Genomic DNA, 21,012 nt, shown 5'->3' on the forward strand with positions numbered 1-21,012 from the left:
TCAAATTTATTACAGAAATTTATAGAACAGAGATGTCGCGGTCAGCTCTCCGTCCGGCATCAGCGCATAGCGCGGAATTTCCCCGGCTTTTTCCCAACCGCATTGAAGATAAAAGTTTTCTGCGCCACTACCCGTCGCCGTATCCAGCACCAGAACGCTCTTACCCTGCTCACGTGCAATCTCTTCCAGCTGGTTCATCAGTGCGTTAGCCAGCCCCTGTCGACGTGCATTTTGGTGAACCAGAAGTTTGGCGACGTCGGCACGGTGGGGTTGGTTTTCCGGTTGGTCGGTGATTAGCTGTACTGTACCGACCAACCGCTGCTGTGCATCTACCGCCGCGAGGATGGTACGCTCCCCGGCGGCAACGCTCTGCGCCATTTTCTGCCAGAATGCCGTCGCGGTTTGCGGATTAAAGGGCTGCATAAAGCTCACCGACGCCCCGCCATTGACGCAACTGACGAGGATGTCGGTTAATTGAGAAAGGTGTTCGAGAATATCGTCACGCGACAGCGTGCGTAGAGAAAAGGATGTGGTCATAAGTAACTCCTTGAAATCGACCACACCACTATGTTTTTAACGTATATTTAACACAACAATATTTATCATCGCGTTTTCTTATAGCGTGCTTTCAGCCAGCTTTTCCGTACAGATCCGGTTACGCCCAGCTTTTTTCGCCCGAATCATATAATCATCAGCATTCATTAATAACTGATTAAAAAGATCGTTCACCCGCGCAGTTCCGAGCTGGCGGCTCTCCATTCCCATACTGATAGTCAGCTTGATATGGCTTTGACCCCAGGTAAAGGTTTGCGATTCGATGCCCTGGCGAATTTTCTCCGCCAGTATTTGACCTTCCTGCTCTGAGGCCGTTATCGCCGCGACCGCGAACTCTTCGCCGCCAATACGCGCCACCATGCCCTGTTCACCCGCCAGCAGCCGCACCTGTTGTGCAAACTGGGCAAGCACGCAATCACCGCACTCATGCCCCCAGCGATCATTGACCTGTTTAAAGCCGTCGATATCCAGCACCATGACCGTTAATAGATTTTCGGATGATAATGGCTGACGTTTCAGCGCCTCGCTTAAACCGGAACGGGAATAAACGCGCGTCTGGAAATCAAAATCAGCACGCAGCGCCAGCTGTTTCATCAAGTTATTAATCGCCTCGACGCTGGAGGCGACAATAATCGGGCTAATCAGCATTGCCGCTATGCCAAGCCGGGTCGAGAAGAGCTGCCAGGGCTGCATCCGGGCATCGTGCGAGAGATGGATCAGCGAGTTGGCCACCAGCAAAATTTCGCTAATTCCGGTAATAAAGGTCAGCAGACAGGTTAGCGGCAAGGGGTACCGAATGGCACACCAAATCAGCGCCGGTAGCGGAAAAGTAATGCTTCCCGCCCCGCCAACGGCGACGCCGAGAATAATCGACAACACCAGGGCAATAGTCGGCAGCAGTTGACGCAAGCGAAAACGGCCAAATGCCGAGGGCAGCGTCAGTGTCAAAACAAACGGTAGAATCAGCACGGCAGTAGAAAACTGCTCGCTAAACCAGTCCGCCAGTTGGGGAATAAAGGTGGCGCGTTCAACATCCACCGAACCCAGCGCACCCACGGCGGCACACAACAACGCCGCCAGCAGACAATAGCAAAACAGACTCAGCGCGTTAATCGGGCCAGGCATTGAATCCGTTCGCCGTTTATCCCACAGAATCAACTGAGCAAGGGTAACAATAAAGACAATATTGGAGAAATTAATCAGGAAGGAAGCAAAGCCCATTCCCCAGCGCGAAGTTAAACCGTCATAAACCAGCATGGCAGCAAAACAGACGGCGTAAAAATAACTGCGATTTAGCCAAATATAACGTGCAAAAATACCCGCCATTACCGCGTTTAGCGGCCAAAAGAAGGACAGTTCCTGAACCAGGCGCAGCATCGCGCCAAAGAAATGCAGCAGTAGCGTTAACGTGAACAAGACCAGCGCATCGCGCACGGGTTGTTCCTCACGAAACAGCGTGAATGACCGAATCGACAGTGGAGACATTCATGATTATCCGTCTAATTGTTTCAGGCAATTATTATGTTAATAATTAGTTAGCACGGCATCATATCATGAGAATAATTATCAGGCATACACTGACGCCTGATGAATTAAAGTTAGCGTTGGTCGGGAGAATTCATCTGGATGACCAGCCAGTGGTGAATGACCTGCACCACATAGCGCTGCTCTTGCTCGCTAAGTCTCCGTCCTTGCGGGATGGCATGCCACTTTTCCAGACACCCGCGACAGCAGGTAGCGGTGGCGTGTTGCGCAATAAACACCGGATGCCCGCGCATTGGAGTTTGTTTACCATCGTTAGGTATTTCAGCAGGAGCCAACCGCTTGCCGATAAAATCAGCGGCGTGCTGGTCGATAACGTCCGCCCCTTTATCATAGCAATACTGCCGCTCCCTGACGCCAAGGCGAAACCGTGAGCGAAAAGTGGAACGCTGAAGGCGAGAAAATAGAGTGTCGATTGGCACCATCAGAACACCGACCTCCCCAGTTTTTGGGTGAGTTTTTCCAGTAAAGCGATACCGGCCAGCGAGTTCCCGGCTTCGTCAAGCTCCGGGCTCCACACCGCAATCGCCATCTCCTGCGGGACGATAGCCACAATCCCTCCGCCAACGCCGGATTTCGCCGGTAAACCAACTCGCCAGGCGAATTCACCCGCGTTCTGGTACATGCCGCTGGTCATCATCAGCGCATTGACCTGGCGTGATTGAATCGGTGCAATAACCGGCGACGTAAGGTGCGGAGCAATGCCACTATCGGCAAGTAACAAGAACGTGCGCGCCAGTTCGACACAGCTCATCTCCAGCGAGCAGTAATGAAAGTAATTTTGCAGCACCGTCGCAACATCGTTATGAAAGTTGCCAAACGATTTCATCAGCCACGCGATGGCGGCGTTACGCGCCGAGTGGTCAAATTCGGAACGGGCCACCACCGGATCATAGGCAATATCGCTCACGCCGCTCAGGCGACGGACGATTTCCAGCATTCTCTGACGCGGTGCGCTAAGACGGCTTTGCAGCATATCGCAGACCACCAGCGCCCCGGCATTAATAAATGGATTGCGCGGTTTACCCTGTTCGATTTCCAGCTGCAACAGCGAGTTAAATGGCTGCCCGGAAGGGTCTTTGCCCACTCGCTGCCAGATCTCCTCTTCCTGATAGTGGTTCATTGCTACTACCAGGCTCAGCACTTTCGAGATAGATTGGATAGAGAAACGCTCGTGAGCATCACCAGCGCTGTAGTGTTGACCATCCACCGTACAGATAGCAACGCCAAGCTTGTCGCCGCTGACGCTGGCCAGCGCCGGAATATAATCCGCCACCTTGCCGCGCCCAATCAGCGGCCTGACTTCAGCCAAAATGGCATCGAGCATTGCGTTATTGATTACTGTCGCCACACGCGGCTCCTTGCCAACATCAAAATTCGGGCTGCAATTATAGGCGCACAAGGAGCGAAGAAACAGCCTCTTTCAGCCTCTTCTGGCCGCACGTTATGGCTCATCGCGGATAAAAAAACCATTGGTCAAAGTTACAAGTAATATAAAACACGTTAATCATTCCCCCTCAACAAGGAAGCAAGGGTTAAATTTAATGAGCAAATCACATACAGAAGTGAGTAAATTTTTAAGTTATGTCTTACGCCATCAGCCTGAAGCCATCGGACTGATACTGGATAACGAAGGCTGGGCGGATATCGACACATTGATTGCCTGCGCGACCAGAGAACGCGTGCAGCTCGACAGGCAGCTCATTCAATCAGTTGTTGAAAACAACGATAAAAAGCGTTTTGCCATTTCAGCCGATGGTCAACGCATCCGCGCGGTTCAGGGGCACTCTTCCCGACAGGTTGATATCACGTTTATTGCAACAACGCCGCCTGAGTTTTTATTTCATGGGACCGCAACGCGATTTGTTGATGCGATCCGTGAGCAGGGGTTGATTCCCGGTGCCAGACAATATGTGCATCTGTCCGACAACGAAACAACCGCGGCTGCGGTGGGAAAACGTTACGGTAAGCCCGTGGTGCTGAAAATTAATGCCTTATCGATGTATGAGCAGAACATTGAGTTTTATCAGGCGGAGAATGGCGTTTGGTTAACAGCGGCGGTGCCCGCGAAGTTTATTGAGTGATAAGACAATCCCGGAGGCGGCGCGGCGCGCCTGTCCGGGCTACTCCTGGTTCACGTCCGGCATTACTGTTGAAGCTCGCGGACTAACGCCTCGGTCTGCTGCTGGTTGCGCAAACGCACAAAGCGAATATGTTGATATTGTGGATCCTGCATATCCGCCAGATAGCGCTGGCGATTATTACGCCAGGTTTTTAGCGTCCAGAGGATAATGGATTCCCGACTAAAAAAGGAGCGGCGGAAGGTTTCGCAATTGCCGGTGCCGGGCCACAGCTCCTGTCGGCGGCTTGCACGAGAGGCCGCGCGCCATACCGCCTGGCGGAAGGTGCGCCAGAAGCTGTAATCCACCCACACCACCAAATCAACCTCACGCCATTTCACCGGACGGCTGCGGTTGTAGTTACCGTCCAGCACCCAGCCGGGCGCGTCGAGAGCAGCAGCAAGTTTGGCGTAAAACTCATCATCCGGCGTCCCTTGCCACTCCGGCCGCCAGTAAAGTACATCCATTTCGATATAAGGCAGTGACAGTTCCTGAGCCAGCCGACGCGCGAGGGTAGATTTGCCGACGCCACTGGTCCCTACTACGTTGATTTTCATCGTTGTCTCTCGGGCAAAACGCGGGCTGAGAATAATAGCGCAATAACGTCGCAAGCAATGAGCAAAATTATCTGACCATTCTCCTGCCGTCAGAAAATAACCGATCTCCTTGATATTTAAGTAAGTGCTGCCCGCGAATGTTTTGCGTGCGTCCATTTTGTGATGCGTGTAGGATTCTCCGCCATGTTGGCTTATCTCATTCACCAGAATGATGAGAGGGCCTGCATCACGAACCACTCATGGACATTGACAGGAAAATAGCAATATCAATGAATACGAAACACACTACTGTGGCGGAGCAGCATGCTGCAAAACGCCACTGGCTGAACTCGCAAGAGTCCGGTTATCACAAGGCAATGGGCAACCGACAGGTGCAGATGATCGCCATCGGCGGTGCCATCGGTACCGGTTTATTCCTCGGTGCAGGTGCGCGCTTACAGATGGCCGGGCCCGCGCTGGCACTGGTTTATCTGGTCTGCGGCCTGTTCTCGTTCTTTATTTTACGTGCGCTGGGCGAACTGGTGCTCCACCGCCCTTCCAGCGGCAGCTTCGTCTCCTACGCTCGTGAATTCCTCGGCGAAAAGGCGGCCTATGTGGCGGGCTGGATGTACTTTATCAACTGGGCGATGACCGGGATTGTCGATATCACCGCCGTCGCGCTGTACATGCACTACTGGGGCGCGTTTGGCGACGTTCCGCAGTGGGTCTTTGCCCTTGGCGCGCTGGCGATTGTCGGCACCATGAACATGATCGGGGTGAAATGGTTCGCCGAGATGGAGTTCTGGTTCGCGCTGATAAAAGTGCTGGCGATCGTGGCGTTTCTGGTGGTCGGGACGATTTTCCTCGGCAGCGGCAAGCCGCTGGACGGCAACGCCACCGGCTTCCATCTGATTACCGATAACGGCGGCCTGTTCCCACACGGCCTGCTGCCCGCACTGGTGCTGGTGCAGGGCGTAGTCTTTGCCTTCGCTTCTATCGAGCTGGTTGGTACCGCCGCAGGCGAGTGCAAAGACCCGCAGACCATGGTACCGCGCGCGATTAATAGCGTTATCTGGCGCATCGGTCTGTTCTACGTGGGTTCGGTACTGCTGCTGGTTTTGCTGCTGCCATGGAACGCCTATCAGGCCGGGCAGAGTCCGTTCGTCACCTTTTTCTCAAAGCTGGGCGTGCCGTATATCGGCAGCGTAATGAATATCGTGGTGTTAACCGCCGCGCTCTCCAGCCTGAACTCCGGGCTCTACTGCACCGGGCGTATTCTGCGCTCCATGTCGATGGGCGGTTCCGCACCGCAATTTATGTCGAAAATGAGCCGTCATCATGTGCCTTACGCCGGGATTCTGGCGACGCTGGCGGTCTACGTGGTCGGGGTATTCCTCAACTATCTGGTGCCTTCGCAGGTATTCGAGATTGTCCTGAACGTTGCTTCGCTGGGGATTATCGCTTCGTGGGGCTTTATCGTGGTGTGTCAAATGCGCCTACGTAAGGCCATCAAGGAAGGGAAAGCGGCGGACGTCAGCTTCAAGATGCCGGGTGCGCCCTTCACTTCCTGGCTGACCCTGCTGTTCCTGCTGAGCGTGCTGGTGTTAATGGCTTTCGACTATCCGAATGGCACTTATACCATCGGTTCGATTCCGCTGATTGCCGTGCTGCTGGTAGCCGGCTGGTTTGGCGTGCGTAAACGCGTACACGATATTCATAGCACCGCGCCGAATATCGAAAAACAGCTGTAAATCACTTTTGCGGTTTGCCCCAGCGGGCAAACCGCGATGACAACGCTTAGTTGTCTTCCACCAGTTGAGCGACATCGCTGCTGTTGATCTGGCGCTGGTTACCTGACTCATCGGTATAGCTGGTCATGCCGGTATCTTTATCCAGCTTCGGCTTGCCCTGCGTCACAATAGTTTGCCCGCTTTTCGTCGTCATCACATAGTTCGAGCTACAGCCCGCCAGAAGAGCCAGCATCGCGCCAGCGCACACAACCATTAATGATTTTTTCATCTTTTCTCCAGGATTAATGCCACCGTCCCGCTAATGCAGGAAAGTCTTAAGTGTATAGCCATTACATTTATCCGGCTAATAAGTGTTTGTAACAGAGGGTGATACAGGCGAGCAGGAGGGGGTTGCCCCCTCCTGAGAAGATTATAGCGCGATGCGGATAACGTCATCCGGCTGGGTCGCTTCTTTCTGACGAGTCGATTCCTGCTTCACGCTGACGTACAGCGTTTTACCATCAGCGGAAAGCGTCAGGCTGTTCGGGTGAGTCGGAGTCTTGAAGGTTTTGACCACTTTATAGGTCTTGCCATCAATCACGCTCACTTCACCGGCTTTACGGTGGGTCACGTAAGCTTCATTGCGGGTCGGGTTAAACAGCACGGCCAGAGATTCCGGCGCGGCGATTTTCTCCAGTACTTTGCCGTCGCGAATGTCAACCACCAGCACTTCCGGCTGTTTGCCATCGGTGATAAAGGCGCGGTGACCCGCGGTGTCCAGGCTCAGGTTCAGGTAGAAGTGCTCTTTGCCATCATCCTGCAGCTTCTTACGCGACAGGATCTTGTTGCTGGTGCTGTCGATAGTCAGCAACTCACCATCGGCGTTGGTGGTGTAGATACGGTTGGCTTCCGCGTCTACCGCCAGCCCCGTCGCCATCGCACCAGTGTTGGCAATGGTGTCTTTCAGGGTCAGCTTGTCGCCATCCACCACCCAGATCACGCTCTCTTTACCCAGACCAGTGATATAGACGGTATTGGTTTTCTCGTTGACCGCCAGCTCGCGCGGAGCCAGCGGGCGCACGGTTTCACTACGCTCACGAGGATCCAGCACCAGGCGCCCTTTCACTTTGCCGGTTTTGGCATCGATAGCCGTCACGGTGCTGTCGGTGGTATTACCAAACCACAGAGTCTGAGTTGCATTGTTGATAGTGGCGCCAAACGGTTTCAGATCGTTATGAATAATCTGGGTCACCTCGAGAGTCGTCGGATCAAGACGATAAACGATACCGCCTTTATCCAGCGAACGGCTTTGAGACGTGGCCACCCACAGCGCATTTTCCTGCTGGCTATAAGCCATTTCGTATGCGCCCTTGCCAACGGCCTTGCGCAGCATTTCTTCCGCCGCGTGAGCGCTGAAGCTCCCCGCCAGCAGCAACGAAGTTAACAACAGTGAACGGCGCAGACGTGGCGCGGACAGATGACGTAATGACATGACGACTCCCTTTGATAAAACAGTATATGCCTGCTCGACAGTGCTTCCGTGGCGCAAAATCATTGCTTTGCGCTATTCTTGGAATGCGAATAGTAATCATTATTTATCGCAATGTGGAGAGTTAATTGCGTTTAGTGGCCCTGCGATCACGCAATTCTTGCTATTTGTTAACTCAAATCCCGTTAAGTCTTTTCAAAAAATTTACAAAAGAGTTAACATATATACATATGTTCCGTTTGGTTCGTTTTACGAGTAACTTTGATGAAAATCCTTTCCTTGCGCGCCGCCGCACTCCCCGCTCTGCTTCTGCCGCTTATTTCCACTGCGCCAACCGCTACCGCCGCTGAACAAACCATGGTCGTCACCGCTGCGCCATCTACGGTTTCTGAACTCGATACCCCAGCCGCCGTGAGCGTGGTTAACGGCGATGAAATGCGTCAGGCCGCTCCGCGCGTAAACCTCTCCGAGTCGCTGGGCGCGGTTCCCGGCCTCCAGGTACAAAACCGACAAAACTACGCCCAGGATCTGCAGCTTTCTATTCGCGGCTTCGGCTCCCGCTCGACCTACGGCGTACGCGGGCTGCGCATATACGTCGACGGTATTCCGGCCACCATGCCCGATGGCCAGGGGCAAACCTCGAATATTGACATTGGCAGCCTCGACTCGCTTGAGGTGCTGCGCGGCCCCTTTTCCGCTCTGTACGGCAACTCTTCCGGCGGAGTAATTAATGCCACCAGCCAGACCGGCAGCCAGCCGCCAACTATCGAAGCCAGCAGCTACTACGGTAGCTTCGGTACCTGGCATTACGGCATGAAAGCAACCGGCGCTGTCGGTGACGGTACGCACGCGGGCGACGTCGACTATGTGGTTTCCACCAACCGCTTCACCACCCACGGCTCCCGCGACCATAGCGGCGCGCGCAAGAATCTCGCTAACGCCAAACTGGGCGTGCGTATCGACGACGTCAGCAAGCTGACCCTGTTGTTCAACAGCGTCGATATCAAAGCTAACGATGCGGGCGGCCTGAGCTATGACGAATGGCAGAGTAACCCGCGCCAGTCTCCCCGCGGCGATCAGTACAATACGCGCAAAACCATTAAGCAGACCCAGGCCGGTTTGCGCTATGAGCGCCAGCTGAGCGAACATGACGACCTGAGCGTGATGATGTACGCCGGTGAGCGCGAAACCACGCAATATCAGTCGATTCCGCGCGCGCCACAGCTTAACCCAACCCATGCGGGCGGCGTTATCGACCTGACCCGACACTATCAGGGGATTGATACCCGCTGGACCCACCGCGGCGAGCTGCTGGTGCCGGTCACCTTTACCACCGGTCTCGATTACGAAACCATGAGCGAGCGCCGCAAAGGCTTCGAAAACTTTGTTATGCGCAACGGTGCGCCGCAGTACGGCGAAAAGGGCGACCTGCGTCGCAATGAACGTAATCTGATGTGGAATATCGACCCGTATCTACAAACTCAGTGGCAGCTTACCGAGAAACTTTCGCTGGACGCCGGGGTACGTTACAGCTCGGTGTGGTTCGATTCTAATGACTACTACATTACTCCTGGCAACGGCGATGATAGCGGCGATGCCAGTTATCACAAGTGGCTGCCAGCGGGCTCACTGAAATATGCAGTAACCGACGCGTGGAATCTGTACGTTTCCGCCGGTCGCGGCTTCGAAACGCCGACGATTAACGAGCTTTCGTATCGTTCCGGCAACCAGGGCGGTCTGAACTTTGGTCTCCAGCCGTCAACCAACGAAACCGTCGAAATTGGCAGCAAGGCGCGTATTGGCAATGGCTTGTTAACTGCTGCGCTATTCCAGACTGATACCGATAATGAGATTGTGGTCGACGCCAGCAGCGGCGGGCGTACCAGCTATAAAAACGCCGGCAAGACCCGTCGTCAGGGGATGGAACTGGGGCTGGATCAGCAGTTCGGCGACAGCTGGCGTTTGAAAGCAGCGTGGACCTGGCTGGATGCGACTTATCGCACCAACGTCTGCGACGACACGAGCTGTAAAGGCAACCGTATTCCAGGGATCGCCCGCAATATGGGCTATGCGTCCTTCGGTTATCAGCCCGAAAAAGGCTGGTACGCGGGCAGCGATATTCGTTATATGAGCGATATTATGGCTAATGATGAAAACACCGCCAAAGCGCCGTCATGGACGGTGGTCGGCCTGACGACCGGCTATAAATGGAGCTACGGCAAGATGGATATGGATCTGTTTGGACGCGTCGATAACCTGTTCGATCGCAGCTACGCGGGCTCGGTTATCGTTAACGAATCCAACGGTCGCTACTACGAACCGGCACCGGGCCGCAATTATGGAGTCGGGCTGAATCTGGCATGGCGGTTTGAGTAACGCATCACCTGGAATCCTGCTTTTCTGCCGGGCTGCTCACGTCGCCCGGCAATTTCCAAAACGCGCGCTTTGCCTTAAATAAGGTTTCTTAAGGACAATTCAAAAATAATCTTTTCCGCCTGGCAGGAGAAAGCGATAGAAACGTCGAGCTTCACCTCATCACCTGCAGCCACAATGGTATAGTCAACCTGCGGCGGCTCGCTGGCGGGCGTTGCGGCTACAGCGCGTTCGCGAACGGCAGCCACCGTAGCCTCTGCTTCTTCGCGCGAGGGGAATGTTTTCTCTGCCCGGTAGACGCAATCTTCATTATCAATGATAGATCCAACGTCAATGGCGCAACCTTTGGTACTGCATTTATCTACAACATCTTTCATAACGATAACCTCTTGAGTTTCTATCAGGATAAGAATCCGTTAGCGGAAAAGCAAACCATTAAAATATGTATGGATTAGTTAGCTGGAATTATATACCGTCGAGTGAGTCATCTCCTTACGCCATCGCATAGCGATTTCGCGATTGCGGGTTGATAAAACACTGCGTTGGTAAAATCTCGCGCCACCGCGATCAATCGTGCACGCCATCACACTATCCTGCGTTGTGCCTCGTTTATCCCGCTTTACAGCGTTACCCTTGTCACAAAACAACGCCAATAAGGAGCTGCCATGGCACTGCCAGTGATTATCGATTGCGATCCGGGTCATGATGACGCGATTGCCCTCGTTCTTGCCCTCGCTTCACCCGAGCTTGATGTGAAAGCCGTCACCTCGTCCGCAGGAAACCAGACGCCGGACAAAACGCTGCGCAACGTGCTGCGGATGCTCACCCTGCTTAAACGTCCGGATATTCCGGTAGCCGGTGGCGCGCTGAAGCCGTTAATGCGGGAACTGATCATCGCCGATAACGTGCACGGTGAAAGCGGACTTGATGGCCCGGCGCTGCCGGAACCAGGTTTTGCCGCACAAAGCTGTACTGCCGTTGAGCTGATGGCAAAAACGCTGCGTGAAAGCGCCGAGCCGGTGACAATCGTGGCAACCGGGCCGCAAACCAACGTCGCGTTGTTGCTCAACAGTCATCCTGAGCTGTATAGCAAAATCGCCCGTATTGTGATTATGGGTGGCGCGATGGTGCTGGGTAACTGGCAACCGGCAGTCGAATTTAATATCTACGTCGATCCGGAAGCGGCGGAGATCGTTTTCCAGTCCGGTATCCCGGTGGTAATGGCCGGTCTTGACGTCACCCATAAAGCGCAAATTCACGCCGAAGATATCGAACGTTTCCGCCGTATTGGCAATCCTATATCGACGATTGTCGCTGAGCTGCTCGACTTCTTCATTGAATATCATAAGGATGAAAAATGGGGCTTCGTCGGCGCGCCGCTGCACGATCCTTGCACCATTGCCTGGCTGCTTAAGCCGGAGATTTTCACCACCATTGAGCGCTGGGTCGGCGTGGAAACTCAGGGGAAATACACCCAAGGAATGACGGTGGTTGATTTCTACAACCTGACCGGTAAGGAGCCAAACGCTACGGTGATGCTCGACGTCGACCGCCAGGCGTTTGTTGACCTGCTGGCCGAACGGCTGGAATTTTACGCGTAAATCGTCATCATAAACCCCGGTGGGCACTACTGCCCACCGGGAAATACGTCACTCGTCTGGAGAGACGCGAACCACCACTTTACCGAAGTTCTCGCCCTTCAACAGGCCGGTGAGCGCCTGCGGCGCCTGCTCAAGACCGTCGACGACCTGCTCACGGTATTTAATTTTTCCTTCCTGTACCCAGCGTCCCATCTCTTGCTGGAACTCCTGAATACGATGACCGTAATCCTGGCCGATGATAAAGCCCTGCATCCGAATGCGTTTTTTGAGGATCGTCGCCATCAGCAGCGGCAGGCGATCCGGGCCATCCGGCAGCGCGGTGGCGTTGTAGCCGCTGACCAGACCGCAAACCGGGACGCGCGCAGAGGTGTTTAACAGCGGCAGGACTTCGTCGAACACTTTGCCGCCGACGTTCTCATAATAGATGTCTATCCCTTGCGGGCAGGCTTCGAGCAGCTTGACGGCAAAATCAGGCGCGCGGTGGTCGATACACACGTCGAACCCTAAGGTTTCAACCGCATAGCGGCACTTCTCACTACCGCCCGCAATGCCAACCGTACGGCAACCTTTCAACTTTGCTATCTGCCCAACCGTCGCGCCAACGGGCCCGGTTGCGGCGGCGACCACCAGCGTTTCACCCGCTTTCGGCTGACCAATATCCAGCAGCCCCATATAAGCGGTAAAACCCGGCATCCCCAGAATCCCCAACGCCCAGGAAGGATGTTCAGGATTAGCGCCTAGCTTCACCAGCCCGCTGCCATCGGAGAGTTCATAATCCTGCCAGCCGCCGTAGCCCAACACCCAGTCGCCGGGCTGAAAGTCAGCATGATGTGAGGTCACGACGCGACTCACGGTACCGCCCACCATCACCGCGCCAATAGCCACCGGCGGTGAGTAGGATGGCGCATCGCTCATGCGTCCGCGCATATAGGGGTCTAATGACAGAAAAACGGTGCGCAGCAGTATTTGTCCGGGGCCCGGAGATGCGACCTCGCCCTCTTCCAGGCGGAAGTTTTCTCCGGTCGGCTCACCATGTGGACGAGACGCCAGCAGCCAGCGGCGATGGCGTTGCGGATTAAAAGCCATAACAAACTCCTCTTTTGACAAGTCTGTACTGAGGCTAGCTGCTTTCCCGGCAACGCGCATTGACATTAAGAGCCTATCCCAGTAGGCGTTATTGGCGCAGACAGTTTGAGCACTGCCCAGGTTCAAAATGGCAAGCAAAATAGCCCTAATGAGCCAGGCTCTAAGAGGCAGATTGATTAAGTCGAACAACCAGATAAACGCAGGGTTGCGTTGTTTCGTTAATAAAGCGGCAGTCGTTAGGTGGTCCCAGTTCCAGGCAATCCCCCGCCTGCATCTCGTGGCGCGTGTTGCCTTCGACAAACACCAGTTCACCCTGCTGTAGCCAGATAAGCTGCCTGGCCAGCGCGTAAGACGCCGCAGGCATCGGAATATCGCTTCCGGCGGGAAGCTCAACCTGCACCAGGTCGATAGGCAAATCGCTGCGCGGTGAAACGTGACGGCGCAGATAGTGGCTCTGCGGATCGTGCCATACCGGCTGATTAGCAAAACGCAGCAGTTTGCCTTCCTGCATCTCGGCCCTGGCGATCAGCGTTGACATGCTGATGCCAAATGCGCCGGAGAGTCGCCCAAGCATTGACGCCGTGGGGCTGCTTTCACCACGTTCGATCTTGTGGATCATCGCCCGTGACGCGCCCGCCCGCTCTGCCAGTTCACTCAGCGACCAGCCGCGGGATTCCCGTTCGATACGGATGCGCGCGCTGATGCGCTGGTTAAGGTTGTCTTCTAAAGTATTCATATCGTGACACTATAGTGTATGAATCTGGCAGCAACAAGCGGGTCGCAGCGAGCGGTATAGCGCAACATAATAAAATATTATGGCCAAAGCAGATGACAGCCTGGCGTACATTATTGTAATAATATCGTACTACTATAGTGTACAAACGTTTGGGGTTTGCCATGAGCATCCGCTATGCCTGCAAAGACGATTGCGCCGCAATCGCTGAAATCTACAACCATGCGGTCGTCCATACTGCCGCTATCTGGAACGACAAAACCGTCGATACCGACAACCGCATTGCCTGGTTTGAAGCCCGGCAGTTTGCCGGATATCCGGTGCTGGTCAGTGAAGAAAACGGCGTTATTACCGGCTACTCTTCCTTTGGCGACTGGCGTGCCTTTGACGGCTTCCGCCATACCGTCGAGCATTCGGTTTATGTTCACCCCGACCATCAGGGTAAAGGTCTGGGCCGCAGCCTGCTGGTTGCGTTAATCGCGGAAGCCAAACGATTAAATAAACACGTCATGGTGGCCGGCATTGAAGCGCAGAATCAGGCCTCTTTGCATCTGCATGAAACCCTGGGCTTCATCACCACCGGACACATGCCGCAGGTAGGGACTAAATTTGGCCGCTGGCTGGATCTGACGTTTATGCAATTGCAGCTAGACGATCGCCGCGATCCGGACGGCAGCGCATGAATCAGACGCTGACCCTGGCCTGTTTAATTGCCGCGGGTGTTGGACTGGTGCTACAAAACACGCTGATGGTGCGGATTACCCAATCCGCTTCTACCATTCTTATCGCTATGCTGCTTAACTCGCTGGTCGGTATCGTGATTTTCGTGACGATACTGATGCTGAAGCACGGCGCGGCTGGCTTTCAGGAGCTGGCGGGCAGCGTGAGGTGGTGGACGCTCATTCCCGGCCTTCTGGGATCGTTTTTTGTTTTTGCCAGCATCAGCGGTTATCAAAACGTCGGTGCGGCAACCACCATTGCGGTATTGATTGCCAGCCAACTGGTAGGCGGGCTGGTGATTGATCTGATCCGCGCGCACAACGTGCCGATTCGCGCCCTGATTGGCCCATTGTGCGGCGCAGTGATGCTGGTGATAGGCGCCTGGCTGGTGGCCAGACGCCAGTTTTAACGGCGATTTAATGAATTTCGCCGCCACGGGTTAACTGCTCGCGGCGCGCCTCCTGCTCCTCGTGCTGTTGACGACCATGGTGCGCAATCGCATTACGCAGACGCTGCTGCTGAACGTAGCGCTCTTCACGGCCTAGCTCAGCGTCATCGCTCAGCGCGATCAGCAATTCATTCATATGGGTAATCACGCCTTCTGCAATCGTGGCGTCCACTCGGGCGATCACTTCATCCAGATGTGACATTCTTTTCTCCTTGCGGCTTAATTCAGTTTTACTTTGGAAAAATCGCTGCCCATCAGGCTCACGCTATAGCCGCTGACGTTGCTGCGCGTCGCGTAGAAGGTTTTCCCGGTCGCCAGCGGGATCCACGGCGCCTGCTGATAAAAAATCTCCTGTGCCTGCCCATAGAGTTTTGCGCGTTCTTGCGGGTCGCTCACCAGGATAGCCTTTTTCACCAATGCATCGTAGGACTTGTCGCACCAGCGGGCAACGTTGGAGCCGGTTTTAATGTTGTCGCAGCTTAACAAGGTCCCGGCGAAGTTATCCGGATCGCCGTTATCGGACATCCAGCCAAACAGCGCGCTGTCGTGCTCGCCTTTACGCATTCCGGCGAGATATTCACCCCACTCGTAAGTGACGATTTTGGCTTTAATGCCGACCTTGCTCCAGTCATTCTGAATCATCTCGGCAATACGACGTGAATTGGGGTTGTACGGACGCTGTACCGGCATCGACCACAAGGTCACTTCCGCCCCCTTTTCCAGTCCGGCCTGCTTGAGCAGCTCTTTCGCTTTTTGCGGGTCATAGCCGTAATCCGGCAGATCTTTCTTATAGCCGAGCATATTGCCCGGAATTGGTGATTTCGCCACGCTACCGGAGTCCAGGAAGACCGCTTTAACGATCGCCTGTTTGTCTGTTGCATAATTTAGCGCCTGACGCACTAATACATTATCAAACGGCTTTTTCTCCGTATTGAACGCCAGATAGCCCACGTTGAGCGCTTCCACCGAATGGAGCGCCAAATCTTTATTACCTTTAATCACCGGGAACTGCACCGGCGACGGCGCGGGAATAATCTGGCATTCGTTGGTTTGCAGCTTCGCCAGACGCGTCTCAACGTTTGGCGTGATGGAGAAAATCAGGTGCTTAGTCGGCACTTCGCCGTCCCAGTAATGCGGATTGGCGATGTAACGGATCAACGAGTCCACTTTATATTGTTGTAGCGCGTAAGGCCCCGTACCGATTGGCCAGGTATCAACATACTCCGGCGTGCCTTTTTTCAGCATTGCATCGCCATATTCGGCAGAAAGAATCGACGCAAAATCCATCCCCCAATCTGCGAGGAACGCCGCATTCGGCTCGTTCAGCACGAACTGAACGTGGTAGTCATCGATCTTTTTGACTTCTTTGATCAGCTTATCCAGCCCAACGTCGTGGAAATATTCATAACTCCCTTGTGAAACATTGTGGTACGGGTGTTTCTCATCCTTTTGACGCAGTACCGAGAACAGCACATCATCGGCGTTGAAATCGCGGGTCGGCTTGAAGTATTTGTTGCTGTTGAACTGTACGCCCTTGCGCAGGGTGAAAGTCCAGGTTTTGCCATCCGGGGAAACGGTCCATTCGGTCGCCAGTGACGGAATCGGCGTATTTTTGACCGGATCAAAGTTTATCAGGCGGTTATAAAGCACCTGTGAACTGGCAACGAAGGATGGGCCGGAGCTGGCAATCTGCGGGTTGAAAGATTCTGGTGAAGCTTCGGAGCAATAAACAAGCGTATCGTTCCCCGCCGCCCAGGCACTTGCCGCTGGCAATAGCGCACTCAATGCCAGCGCAAGAAGCGTTTTCCCTGTAGACATGGTTATAAGCCTTATGAATATTGTTATAAGAGCTTTAATAACAGCACAGGTACATTCAACCGGCAAATAATCAATTGCTATCAGGTTATGCTAAATACAGCGTTTTAGCCGATTAATTCAACATCAGCCGTTTTTTTCATCATCAATTTCACCAATAAATGTGAGGACTGCGAAAGGTTACGAAAAAAGAGGGCGATAACCGCCCCGCTCCCTCCTGGAGGCGATGGAAACCGATACACTCGGAAAAAACGCAACGTCAGGAGACGCTAACAATGACAATAACCTGCAATCTGTACACCAACGGCCAATGGCACGATGCCGAAGGTCATGCCACGTTGAGCCGCCATAGCCCGGTGACGGAAGAGATCGTTTCTGTCGCCAGTGCTGCAACGTTGACCGACGCTCGTCACTGCGTGGAGGCCGCTGCCGCCGCTTTTCCACAATGGCGTGAAACGCCCCCCGTAGAGAGGCGTCGTCTTCTTCTGGAAGCCGCCGAGGAAATGCTGCGCCGTGAGGCTAAATTTATTGCCGCCATGGCGGCGGAAACCGGTGCTACCGCGCACTGGGCCGGGTTTAACGTCCATCTCGCCGCCGACATTCTACGCGAAGCCGCCGCGTTGACGACGCAGATCGAGGGTCAGGTTATCCCATCTAACGTACCGGGAAATCTGGCGATGGGGATCCGCCAGGGCGCGGGGGTTGTGCTCGGCATGGCACCGTGGAACGCGCCGTTAATCCTCGCGACCCGCGCTATCGCTACACCGTTGGCCTGCGGCAATACGGTTATCCTCAAAGGCGCAGAGCTGTCGCCTGCCACGCAAGGGCTGATTATTGATGCGCTGGCAGCAGCAGGTTTTCCCGCTGGGGTCGTCAACTATCTGACCTGTGCGCCCGCCGACGCACCTGAACTAGTGGAGTCTCTGATAGCGCATCCCGCCGTGCGCCGCGTTAACTTCACCGGTTCCACGCCGGTGGGGAGAATCATCGCCCGCACCTGCGGCGAACATCTGAAACCGGCAGTGCTTGAGCTTGGCGGCAAAGCCCCGCTGCTGGTGCTGGATGACGCCGACCTCGAACAAGCGGCAGCAGGAGCGATTTTTGGTGCGTTCGCCAATGCCGGGCAAATTTGCATGTCGACCGAGCGAATCATCATTGATAATGCCGCCGCAGATGAATTTGTTTTGCTGCTGGCCAAACGAGCAGCAGCCCTCCCCGCCAGCCTTCTCGGGCCGGTAGTGGATATGAAAACCGTCACCCGCTGCAATACGCTGATAGACGATGCGCTGGCGAAAGGCGCGCGTCTGCTAACCGGCGGCAAAGCCAGTTCGACGCAAATGCGCCCCACGCTGCTTGATGGGGTCACCCGGGAAATGCGCATCTGGCGTGAAGAGTCTTTCGGCCCGGTGAAAGCGATTATCCGGGTTGAAGATGAAACGCAAGCGCTGGCCGTTGCCAACGAAAGCGAATATGGCCTCTCGTCGGCGGTTTACAGCCGGGACAGCGCCCGGGCGTGGAACCTGGCGCAAAACCTGCAAACTGGCATTTGCCACATCAACGGCCCTACCGTGCACGATGAAGCGCAAATGCCGTTCGGCGGCTGCAAATCTTCCGGGTATGGCCGTTTTGGCGGACGCGCGGGGATTGCCGAATTTACCGAATTACGCTGGATAACGTTGCAAACGCTCCCGCGTGAGCTGCCGTTTTAAGCCTCACGACTTATTGAGGACCACATCGTTAATCTGACGTTCTGCCTCAGCGCTACAGTAAAAATCGGCCACCGTTTGGGCCAGCGCTGATGGGTTTTCCCATGCCATTGAGTGCCCTGCCTGGGGCACAATAAACAGCGGGATTCCGACGGCTTTAACGTCAATGGCTTCCTGCGCGGGGAGAGAAAGTTCGCCGTAGACCAGGGCCTTACGGCAGGCTAAAGCGCTAAAACGGGTAAACCAGGAAGGCGTAACACCTTTCACCAGGCTGCTTGCCCCGCGCCAGACGGCCCAGGGAGCGCTGTTTTGCAGGCAACCTGCCCAGGGTGATGTTTCAGCCGATAGCATGTCGCCGTAGCCCTGAGCAATAAAGCGCTCCTCAGGTTGTTCAGCAATGCGTCTGCTGTACATCCCCCCGCCGGGATACAGATTCGGCTCGGCCACCAGCAGCGCCAATACCCGCTCAGCAAGCAGTTCTGCCGCTTCAATCGCAATGCTGCCCCCCATGCTGTGTCCATATAAGTAGCAGCGTGTAAGCGCTAAGTGTTCCAGTAGTTCGACCACCACCTTTGCCTGATCGCCAGTGCGATAGCCAAAAGAGGCCGGTTTATCGCTATAGCCATAACCGGGTAAATCAACAAGGAGCATCCGCCGACCTGCCAGCGCGGGATCGGCGGCAACGCGAGGATAATCATACGTAGAGGCGCAGCCCAGGCCGTGAATAAAAACAATAGGTTCGCCGCGTCCGGGCAGATCGAGCCAGCGTACGGTGGCGCCAGCCTGAGAGGAAAAGAAACTGTTCATCGATGACCATCCGTTAGTTATCACTGTTTTTTTAAACAGCCATCATATAACGCGGGGTATCGATTTTTAAATCAGAACAACGAGACCAGCAGCGCCATCGGGAAGCTAAACGGCCAGGTCGCGCCGATCAACAACGCGGCAAGCAGACGTATCCAACGGCTCTCTTTGGTTAAGAACCAGCTTATCACGGCACAGATACATCCCATAACGGCATAAAAAACCAGCATTTTCTGGTATACGGTCATTTTTTCTTCTTCCTTCCCTGATAAGCATTTCACTAAAGACAATGCTCTTTCGCACCCCAGCGTGCATCAGAGATGATGAAATCTTAAAACAAAGGCAAGCATAATTTTCAGAAAGTCGATCGATTCGGCTTTGTCCGATAGCGCAATCTTTGACCTCGTACTATACCTGTAGAGGCTTACTCAAAAAGGTGGCGTTATGGATGTTTCCAGCAAAACCGTCATTCTGATTAATGTCGGCGCAGCACTTGCGCTCATCAGCCTGTTGTCCGTTCGTTTTGGTTGGTTTTACTGATTTTACTCAGCGATGAAACCTAAAAAAGCAGCCTTCAAGGGCTGCTTTTTTACGATTTGAAAGCGCCCGCATCAGCAGCAGACCCGCTATTCTGTAAGGCAAGCACCTTCAGACTTTCAGGATTGTATGCCGGTAACAGATCAACTTTTTCACTATCCCACTCGGCAGCGATGCAGATAGCTTCCGGTACCCCCTGCTTTTCACATCCAATAATATGTTTAGCCGGGAAATTGCCGTAAAGAGTTGCCGTGGCGCAGACCACAAATAGAAAACATGCTATTTTTTTCAAAACAATATCAACTTCGAAGTAACAAATTGCGCGGAATGTTCGCATGAGCGGCTATGGAAAGTCAAACCCAGCCCCCAGGTCTTCCTGCAGTCACCGCTCCATATGAAATTAACAAACAATTTACATTTATGCGTATTTAAAATACTGGAGATAAATAATAAGCAACGCTCACGTTATTTCTATACCCCCCCGAACACAACGCTCGCACCCGATAATTAATAACTGCAATATTAATGTGGTTTAATCTATAGAGTTATTGATAAATATAAATGCACATTAAACACAACATTGAATTTGCTACCTGAGGACGCAATATGGTTATCATGTCTCTCAGCCAGATGAGCGCTTCACATCCATCAGTATTCAAGATTAAAGCATTGATGAGACAATCTCACTATTAGCACGAAATGCGATTACTCCTGATTGTTCACGAATTGAACCAAGATAAAAATTTCAAAAAATCAATTAATAAACATACTATTACCATCATTCATGTGAGCATTTTGCATGACTTTGTCATTCAAATGATAGGAAATATCATTTGCGTTATCTGGCATAAAACCATACATTCATAAACGCAAGTTATGCAATGCTTGTTTTTCACTCATTCAATTTTTTGAGGTGGTACATGTCGGGAATCGCCGTTCTTATTGTGGCGTTAATTTTACTGGTCGCTGCGATTTATAATCTCGTGTCTTACTTTCGCGATCGTAGGCAGTCGAGTTTACCGAGCAAAAAAACAAAACGTTAGCATGATAATTATTTTAGAAAAATAAATTATGCCTTCGTGTAATTGATCATTGACGATACTCCGTCATTTATCCTTCTGGGTAAGACCGCTTTAACCTGACAGCAACATTCGCCAAAATCACACCTGCACGCTGCTCTCAATCATTCGCAATAACCCATACAAAAAGCCCCTGCA

General features: G+C 53.6%; 24 protein-coding genes. 9 read left to right on the forward strand and 15 right to left on the reverse strand.

The features are described from left to right. Window positions 1–9: 9 nt before the first annotated feature. The 4 genes from DA718_RS15080 to glsB form a co-directional block, all read right to left on the reverse strand. Window positions 10–537 (reverse strand): GNAT family N-acetyltransferase, encoded by a 528-nt coding sequence (locus tag DA718_RS15080; protein ID WP_112216837.1) that lies wholly within the window; start codon window positions 535–537, stop codon window positions 10–12. Window positions 538–615: 78 nt separating this feature from the next. Continuing rightward, on the reverse strand, window positions 616–2,040 hold the full coding sequence (locus tag DA718_RS15085; protein WP_167492770.1) for a GGDEF domain-containing protein: 1,425 nt from the start codon (window positions 2,038–2,040) through the stop codon (window positions 616–618). Window positions 2,041–2,153: 113 nt separating this feature from the next. Beyond that, on the reverse strand, window positions 2,154–2,522 hold the full coding sequence (locus DA718_RS15090) for a DUF4186 domain-containing protein (protein WP_112216839.1): 369 nt from the start codon (window positions 2,520–2,522) through the stop codon (window positions 2,154–2,156). Then, window positions 2,522–3,448 carry a glutaminase B gene (glsB, locus tag DA718_RS15095; protein ID WP_112216840.1) on the reverse strand — a complete coding sequence of 309 codons (927 nt, stop codon included), beginning with the start codon at window positions 3,446–3,448 and terminating at the stop codon, window positions 2,522–2,524. The genes DA718_RS15090 and glsB overlap by 1 nt, the downstream gene beginning before the upstream one ends. Window positions 3,449–3,641: 193 nt before the next feature. Here glsB and DA718_RS15100 point away from each other — a divergent pair, with 193 nt between their 5' ends. Further along, on the forward strand, window positions 3,642–4,181 hold the full coding sequence (locus DA718_RS15100; RefSeq protein ID WP_112216841.1) for an RNA 2'-phosphotransferase: 540 nt from the start codon (window positions 3,642–3,644) through the stop codon (window positions 4,179–4,181). A 62-nt stretch (window positions 4,182–4,243) separates the two neighbouring features. Here DA718_RS15100 and DA718_RS15105 read toward each other — a convergent pair whose 3' ends face one another. Continuing rightward, window positions 4,244–4,774, reverse strand: a complete 531-nt coding sequence (locus DA718_RS15105; RefSeq protein WP_112216877.1) for an AAA family ATPase — start codon at window positions 4,772–4,774, stop codon at window positions 4,244–4,246. Between the two features lie 269 nt (window positions 4,775–5,043). On the opposite strand from DA718_RS15105, the gene ansP reads away from it, so the two are divergent. Further along, complete coding sequence (ansP, locus tag DA718_RS15110; RefSeq protein ID WP_112216842.1) at window positions 5,044–6,504, forward strand: L-asparagine permease; 1,461 nt, start codon at window positions 5,044–5,046, stop codon at window positions 6,502–6,504. A 46-nt stretch (window positions 6,505–6,550) separates the two neighbouring features. On the opposite strand, the gene DA718_RS15115 is transcribed toward ansP, so the two are convergent. Together DA718_RS15115 and yncE are read right to left on the reverse strand one after the other, a co-directional pair. After that, the gene (locus DA718_RS15115) at window positions 6,551–6,772 is read right to left on the reverse strand and encodes a YgdI/YgdR family lipoprotein (protein WP_112216843.1); all 222 of its coding nucleotides are present in this window, start codon (window positions 6,770–6,772) and stop codon (window positions 6,551–6,553) included. Between the two features lie 141 nt (window positions 6,773–6,913). Continuing rightward, on the reverse strand, window positions 6,914–7,975 hold the full coding sequence (gene yncE / locus DA718_RS15120; protein WP_112216844.1) for a 7-bladed beta-propeller protein YncE: 1,062 nt from the start codon (window positions 7,973–7,975) through the stop codon (window positions 6,914–6,916). Between the two features lie 261 nt (window positions 7,976–8,236). Here yncE and pqqU point away from each other — a divergent pair, with 261 nt between their 5' ends. After that, the gene (pqqU, locus tag DA718_RS15125; RefSeq protein ID WP_167492771.1) at window positions 8,237–10,348 is read left to right on the forward strand and encodes a TonB-dependent receptor PqqU; all 2,112 of its coding nucleotides are present in this window, start codon (window positions 8,237–8,239) and stop codon (window positions 10,346–10,348) included. 74 nt (window positions 10,349–10,422) lie between these two features. Here the strand turns inward: pqqU and DA718_RS15130 are convergent, their stop codons facing one another. Beyond that, window positions 10,423–10,722 carry a DUF406 domain-containing protein gene (locus DA718_RS15130; RefSeq protein ID WP_112216845.1) on the reverse strand — a complete coding sequence of 100 codons (300 nt, stop codon included), beginning with the start codon at window positions 10,720–10,722 and terminating at the stop codon, window positions 10,423–10,425. A gap of 288 nt (window positions 10,723–11,010) precedes the next feature. On the opposite strand from DA718_RS15130, the gene rihA reads away from it, so the two are divergent. After that, a complete protein-coding gene (gene rihA, locus DA718_RS15140; protein ID WP_112216846.1) occupies window positions 11,011–11,946 on the forward strand; it encodes a pyrimidine-specific ribonucleoside hydrolase RihA in 936 nt (311 codons plus the stop codon). Window positions 11,947–11,994: 48 nt separating this feature from the next. Here the strand turns inward: rihA and DA718_RS15145 are convergent, their stop codons facing one another. Both DA718_RS15145 and DA718_RS15150 read right to left on the reverse strand, forming a co-directional pair. Further along, entirely contained in the window at window positions 11,995–13,032 is a 1,038-nt protein-coding gene (locus tag DA718_RS15145) for an NADP-dependent oxidoreductase (protein WP_112216847.1), read from the reverse strand. A gap of 160 nt (window positions 13,033–13,192) precedes the next feature. After that, a complete protein-coding gene (locus DA718_RS15150; protein ID WP_112216848.1) occupies window positions 13,193–13,768 on the reverse strand; it encodes a helix-turn-helix domain-containing protein in 576 nt (191 codons plus the stop codon). A gap of 161 nt (window positions 13,769–13,929) precedes the next feature. Between DA718_RS15150 and DA718_RS15155 the strand changes: the two genes are divergently transcribed. Both DA718_RS15155 and DA718_RS15160 read left to right on the forward strand, forming a co-directional pair. Continuing rightward, window positions 13,930–14,448 (forward strand): GNAT family N-acetyltransferase, encoded by a 519-nt coding sequence (locus DA718_RS15155; protein ID WP_112216849.1) that lies wholly within the window; start codon window positions 13,930–13,932, stop codon window positions 14,446–14,448. Then, window positions 14,445–14,894, forward strand: coding sequence for a DMT family transporter (locus DA718_RS15160; RefSeq protein WP_112216850.1), 450 nt, complete (start codon window positions 14,445–14,447; stop codon window positions 14,892–14,894). The genes DA718_RS15155 and DA718_RS15160 overlap by 4 nt, the downstream gene beginning before the upstream one ends. 7 nt (window positions 14,895–14,901) lie before the next feature. On the opposite strand, the gene DA718_RS15165 is transcribed toward DA718_RS15160, so the two are convergent. Beyond that, window positions 14,902–15,135: a YdcY family protein gene (locus DA718_RS15165; RefSeq protein WP_112216851.1), complete on the reverse strand. Its 234-nt coding sequence runs from the start codon at window positions 15,133–15,135 to the stop codon at window positions 14,902–14,904. Window positions 15,136–15,152: 17 nt separating this feature from the next. Next, a complete protein-coding gene (locus DA718_RS15170) occupies window positions 15,153–16,751 on the reverse strand; it encodes an ABC transporter substrate-binding protein (protein ID WP_112216852.1) in 1,599 nt (532 codons plus the stop codon). A 272-nt stretch (window positions 16,752–17,023) separates the two neighbouring features. On the opposite strand from DA718_RS15170, the gene DA718_RS15175 reads away from it, so the two are divergent. Next, entirely contained in the window at window positions 17,024–18,457 is a 1,434-nt protein-coding gene (locus DA718_RS15175; protein ID WP_112216853.1) for an aldehyde dehydrogenase, read from the forward strand. 3 nt (window positions 18,458–18,460) lie between these two features. Here DA718_RS15175 and DA718_RS15180 read toward each other — a convergent pair whose 3' ends face one another. Both DA718_RS15180 and DA718_RS15185 read right to left on the reverse strand, forming a co-directional pair. Continuing rightward, window positions 18,461–19,261: an alpha/beta fold hydrolase gene (locus DA718_RS15180; protein ID WP_112216854.1), complete on the reverse strand. Its 801-nt coding sequence runs from the start codon at window positions 19,259–19,261 to the stop codon at window positions 18,461–18,463. Window positions 19,262–19,332: 71 nt separating this feature from the next. After that, window positions 19,333–19,506 (reverse strand): GhoT/OrtT family toxin, encoded by a 174-nt coding sequence (locus tag DA718_RS15185; protein ID WP_110274759.1) that lies wholly within the window; start codon window positions 19,504–19,506, stop codon window positions 19,333–19,335. 196 nt (window positions 19,507–19,702) lie between these two features. Here DA718_RS15185 and yncL point away from each other — a divergent pair, with 196 nt between their 5' ends. Beyond that, window positions 19,703–19,798 carry a stress response membrane protein YncL gene (gene yncL / locus DA718_RS15190; RefSeq protein ID WP_110274760.1) on the forward strand — a complete coding sequence of 32 codons (96 nt, stop codon included), beginning with the start codon at window positions 19,703–19,705 and terminating at the stop codon, window positions 19,796–19,798. Window positions 19,799–19,847: 49 nt separating this feature from the next. Here yncL and DA718_RS15195 read toward each other — a convergent pair whose 3' ends face one another. Beyond that, complete coding sequence (locus DA718_RS15195; protein WP_112216855.1) at window positions 19,848–20,132, reverse strand: hypothetical protein; 285 nt, start codon at window positions 20,130–20,132, stop codon at window positions 19,848–19,850. Window positions 20,133–20,715: 583 nt separating this feature from the next. Between DA718_RS15195 and DA718_RS30280 the strand changes: the two genes are divergently transcribed. Further along, entirely contained in the window at window positions 20,716–20,838 is a 123-nt protein-coding gene (locus DA718_RS30280) for a small membrane protein (RefSeq protein WP_142513663.1), read from the forward strand. Window positions 20,839–21,012 lie beyond the last annotated feature (174 nt).

It is taken from the genome of Klebsiella huaxiensis, from assembly GCF_003261575.2.
In the GTDB taxonomy this organism is placed as follows: Bacteria; Pseudomonadota; Gammaproteobacteria; order Enterobacterales; family Enterobacteriaceae; genus Klebsiella; species Klebsiella huaxiensis.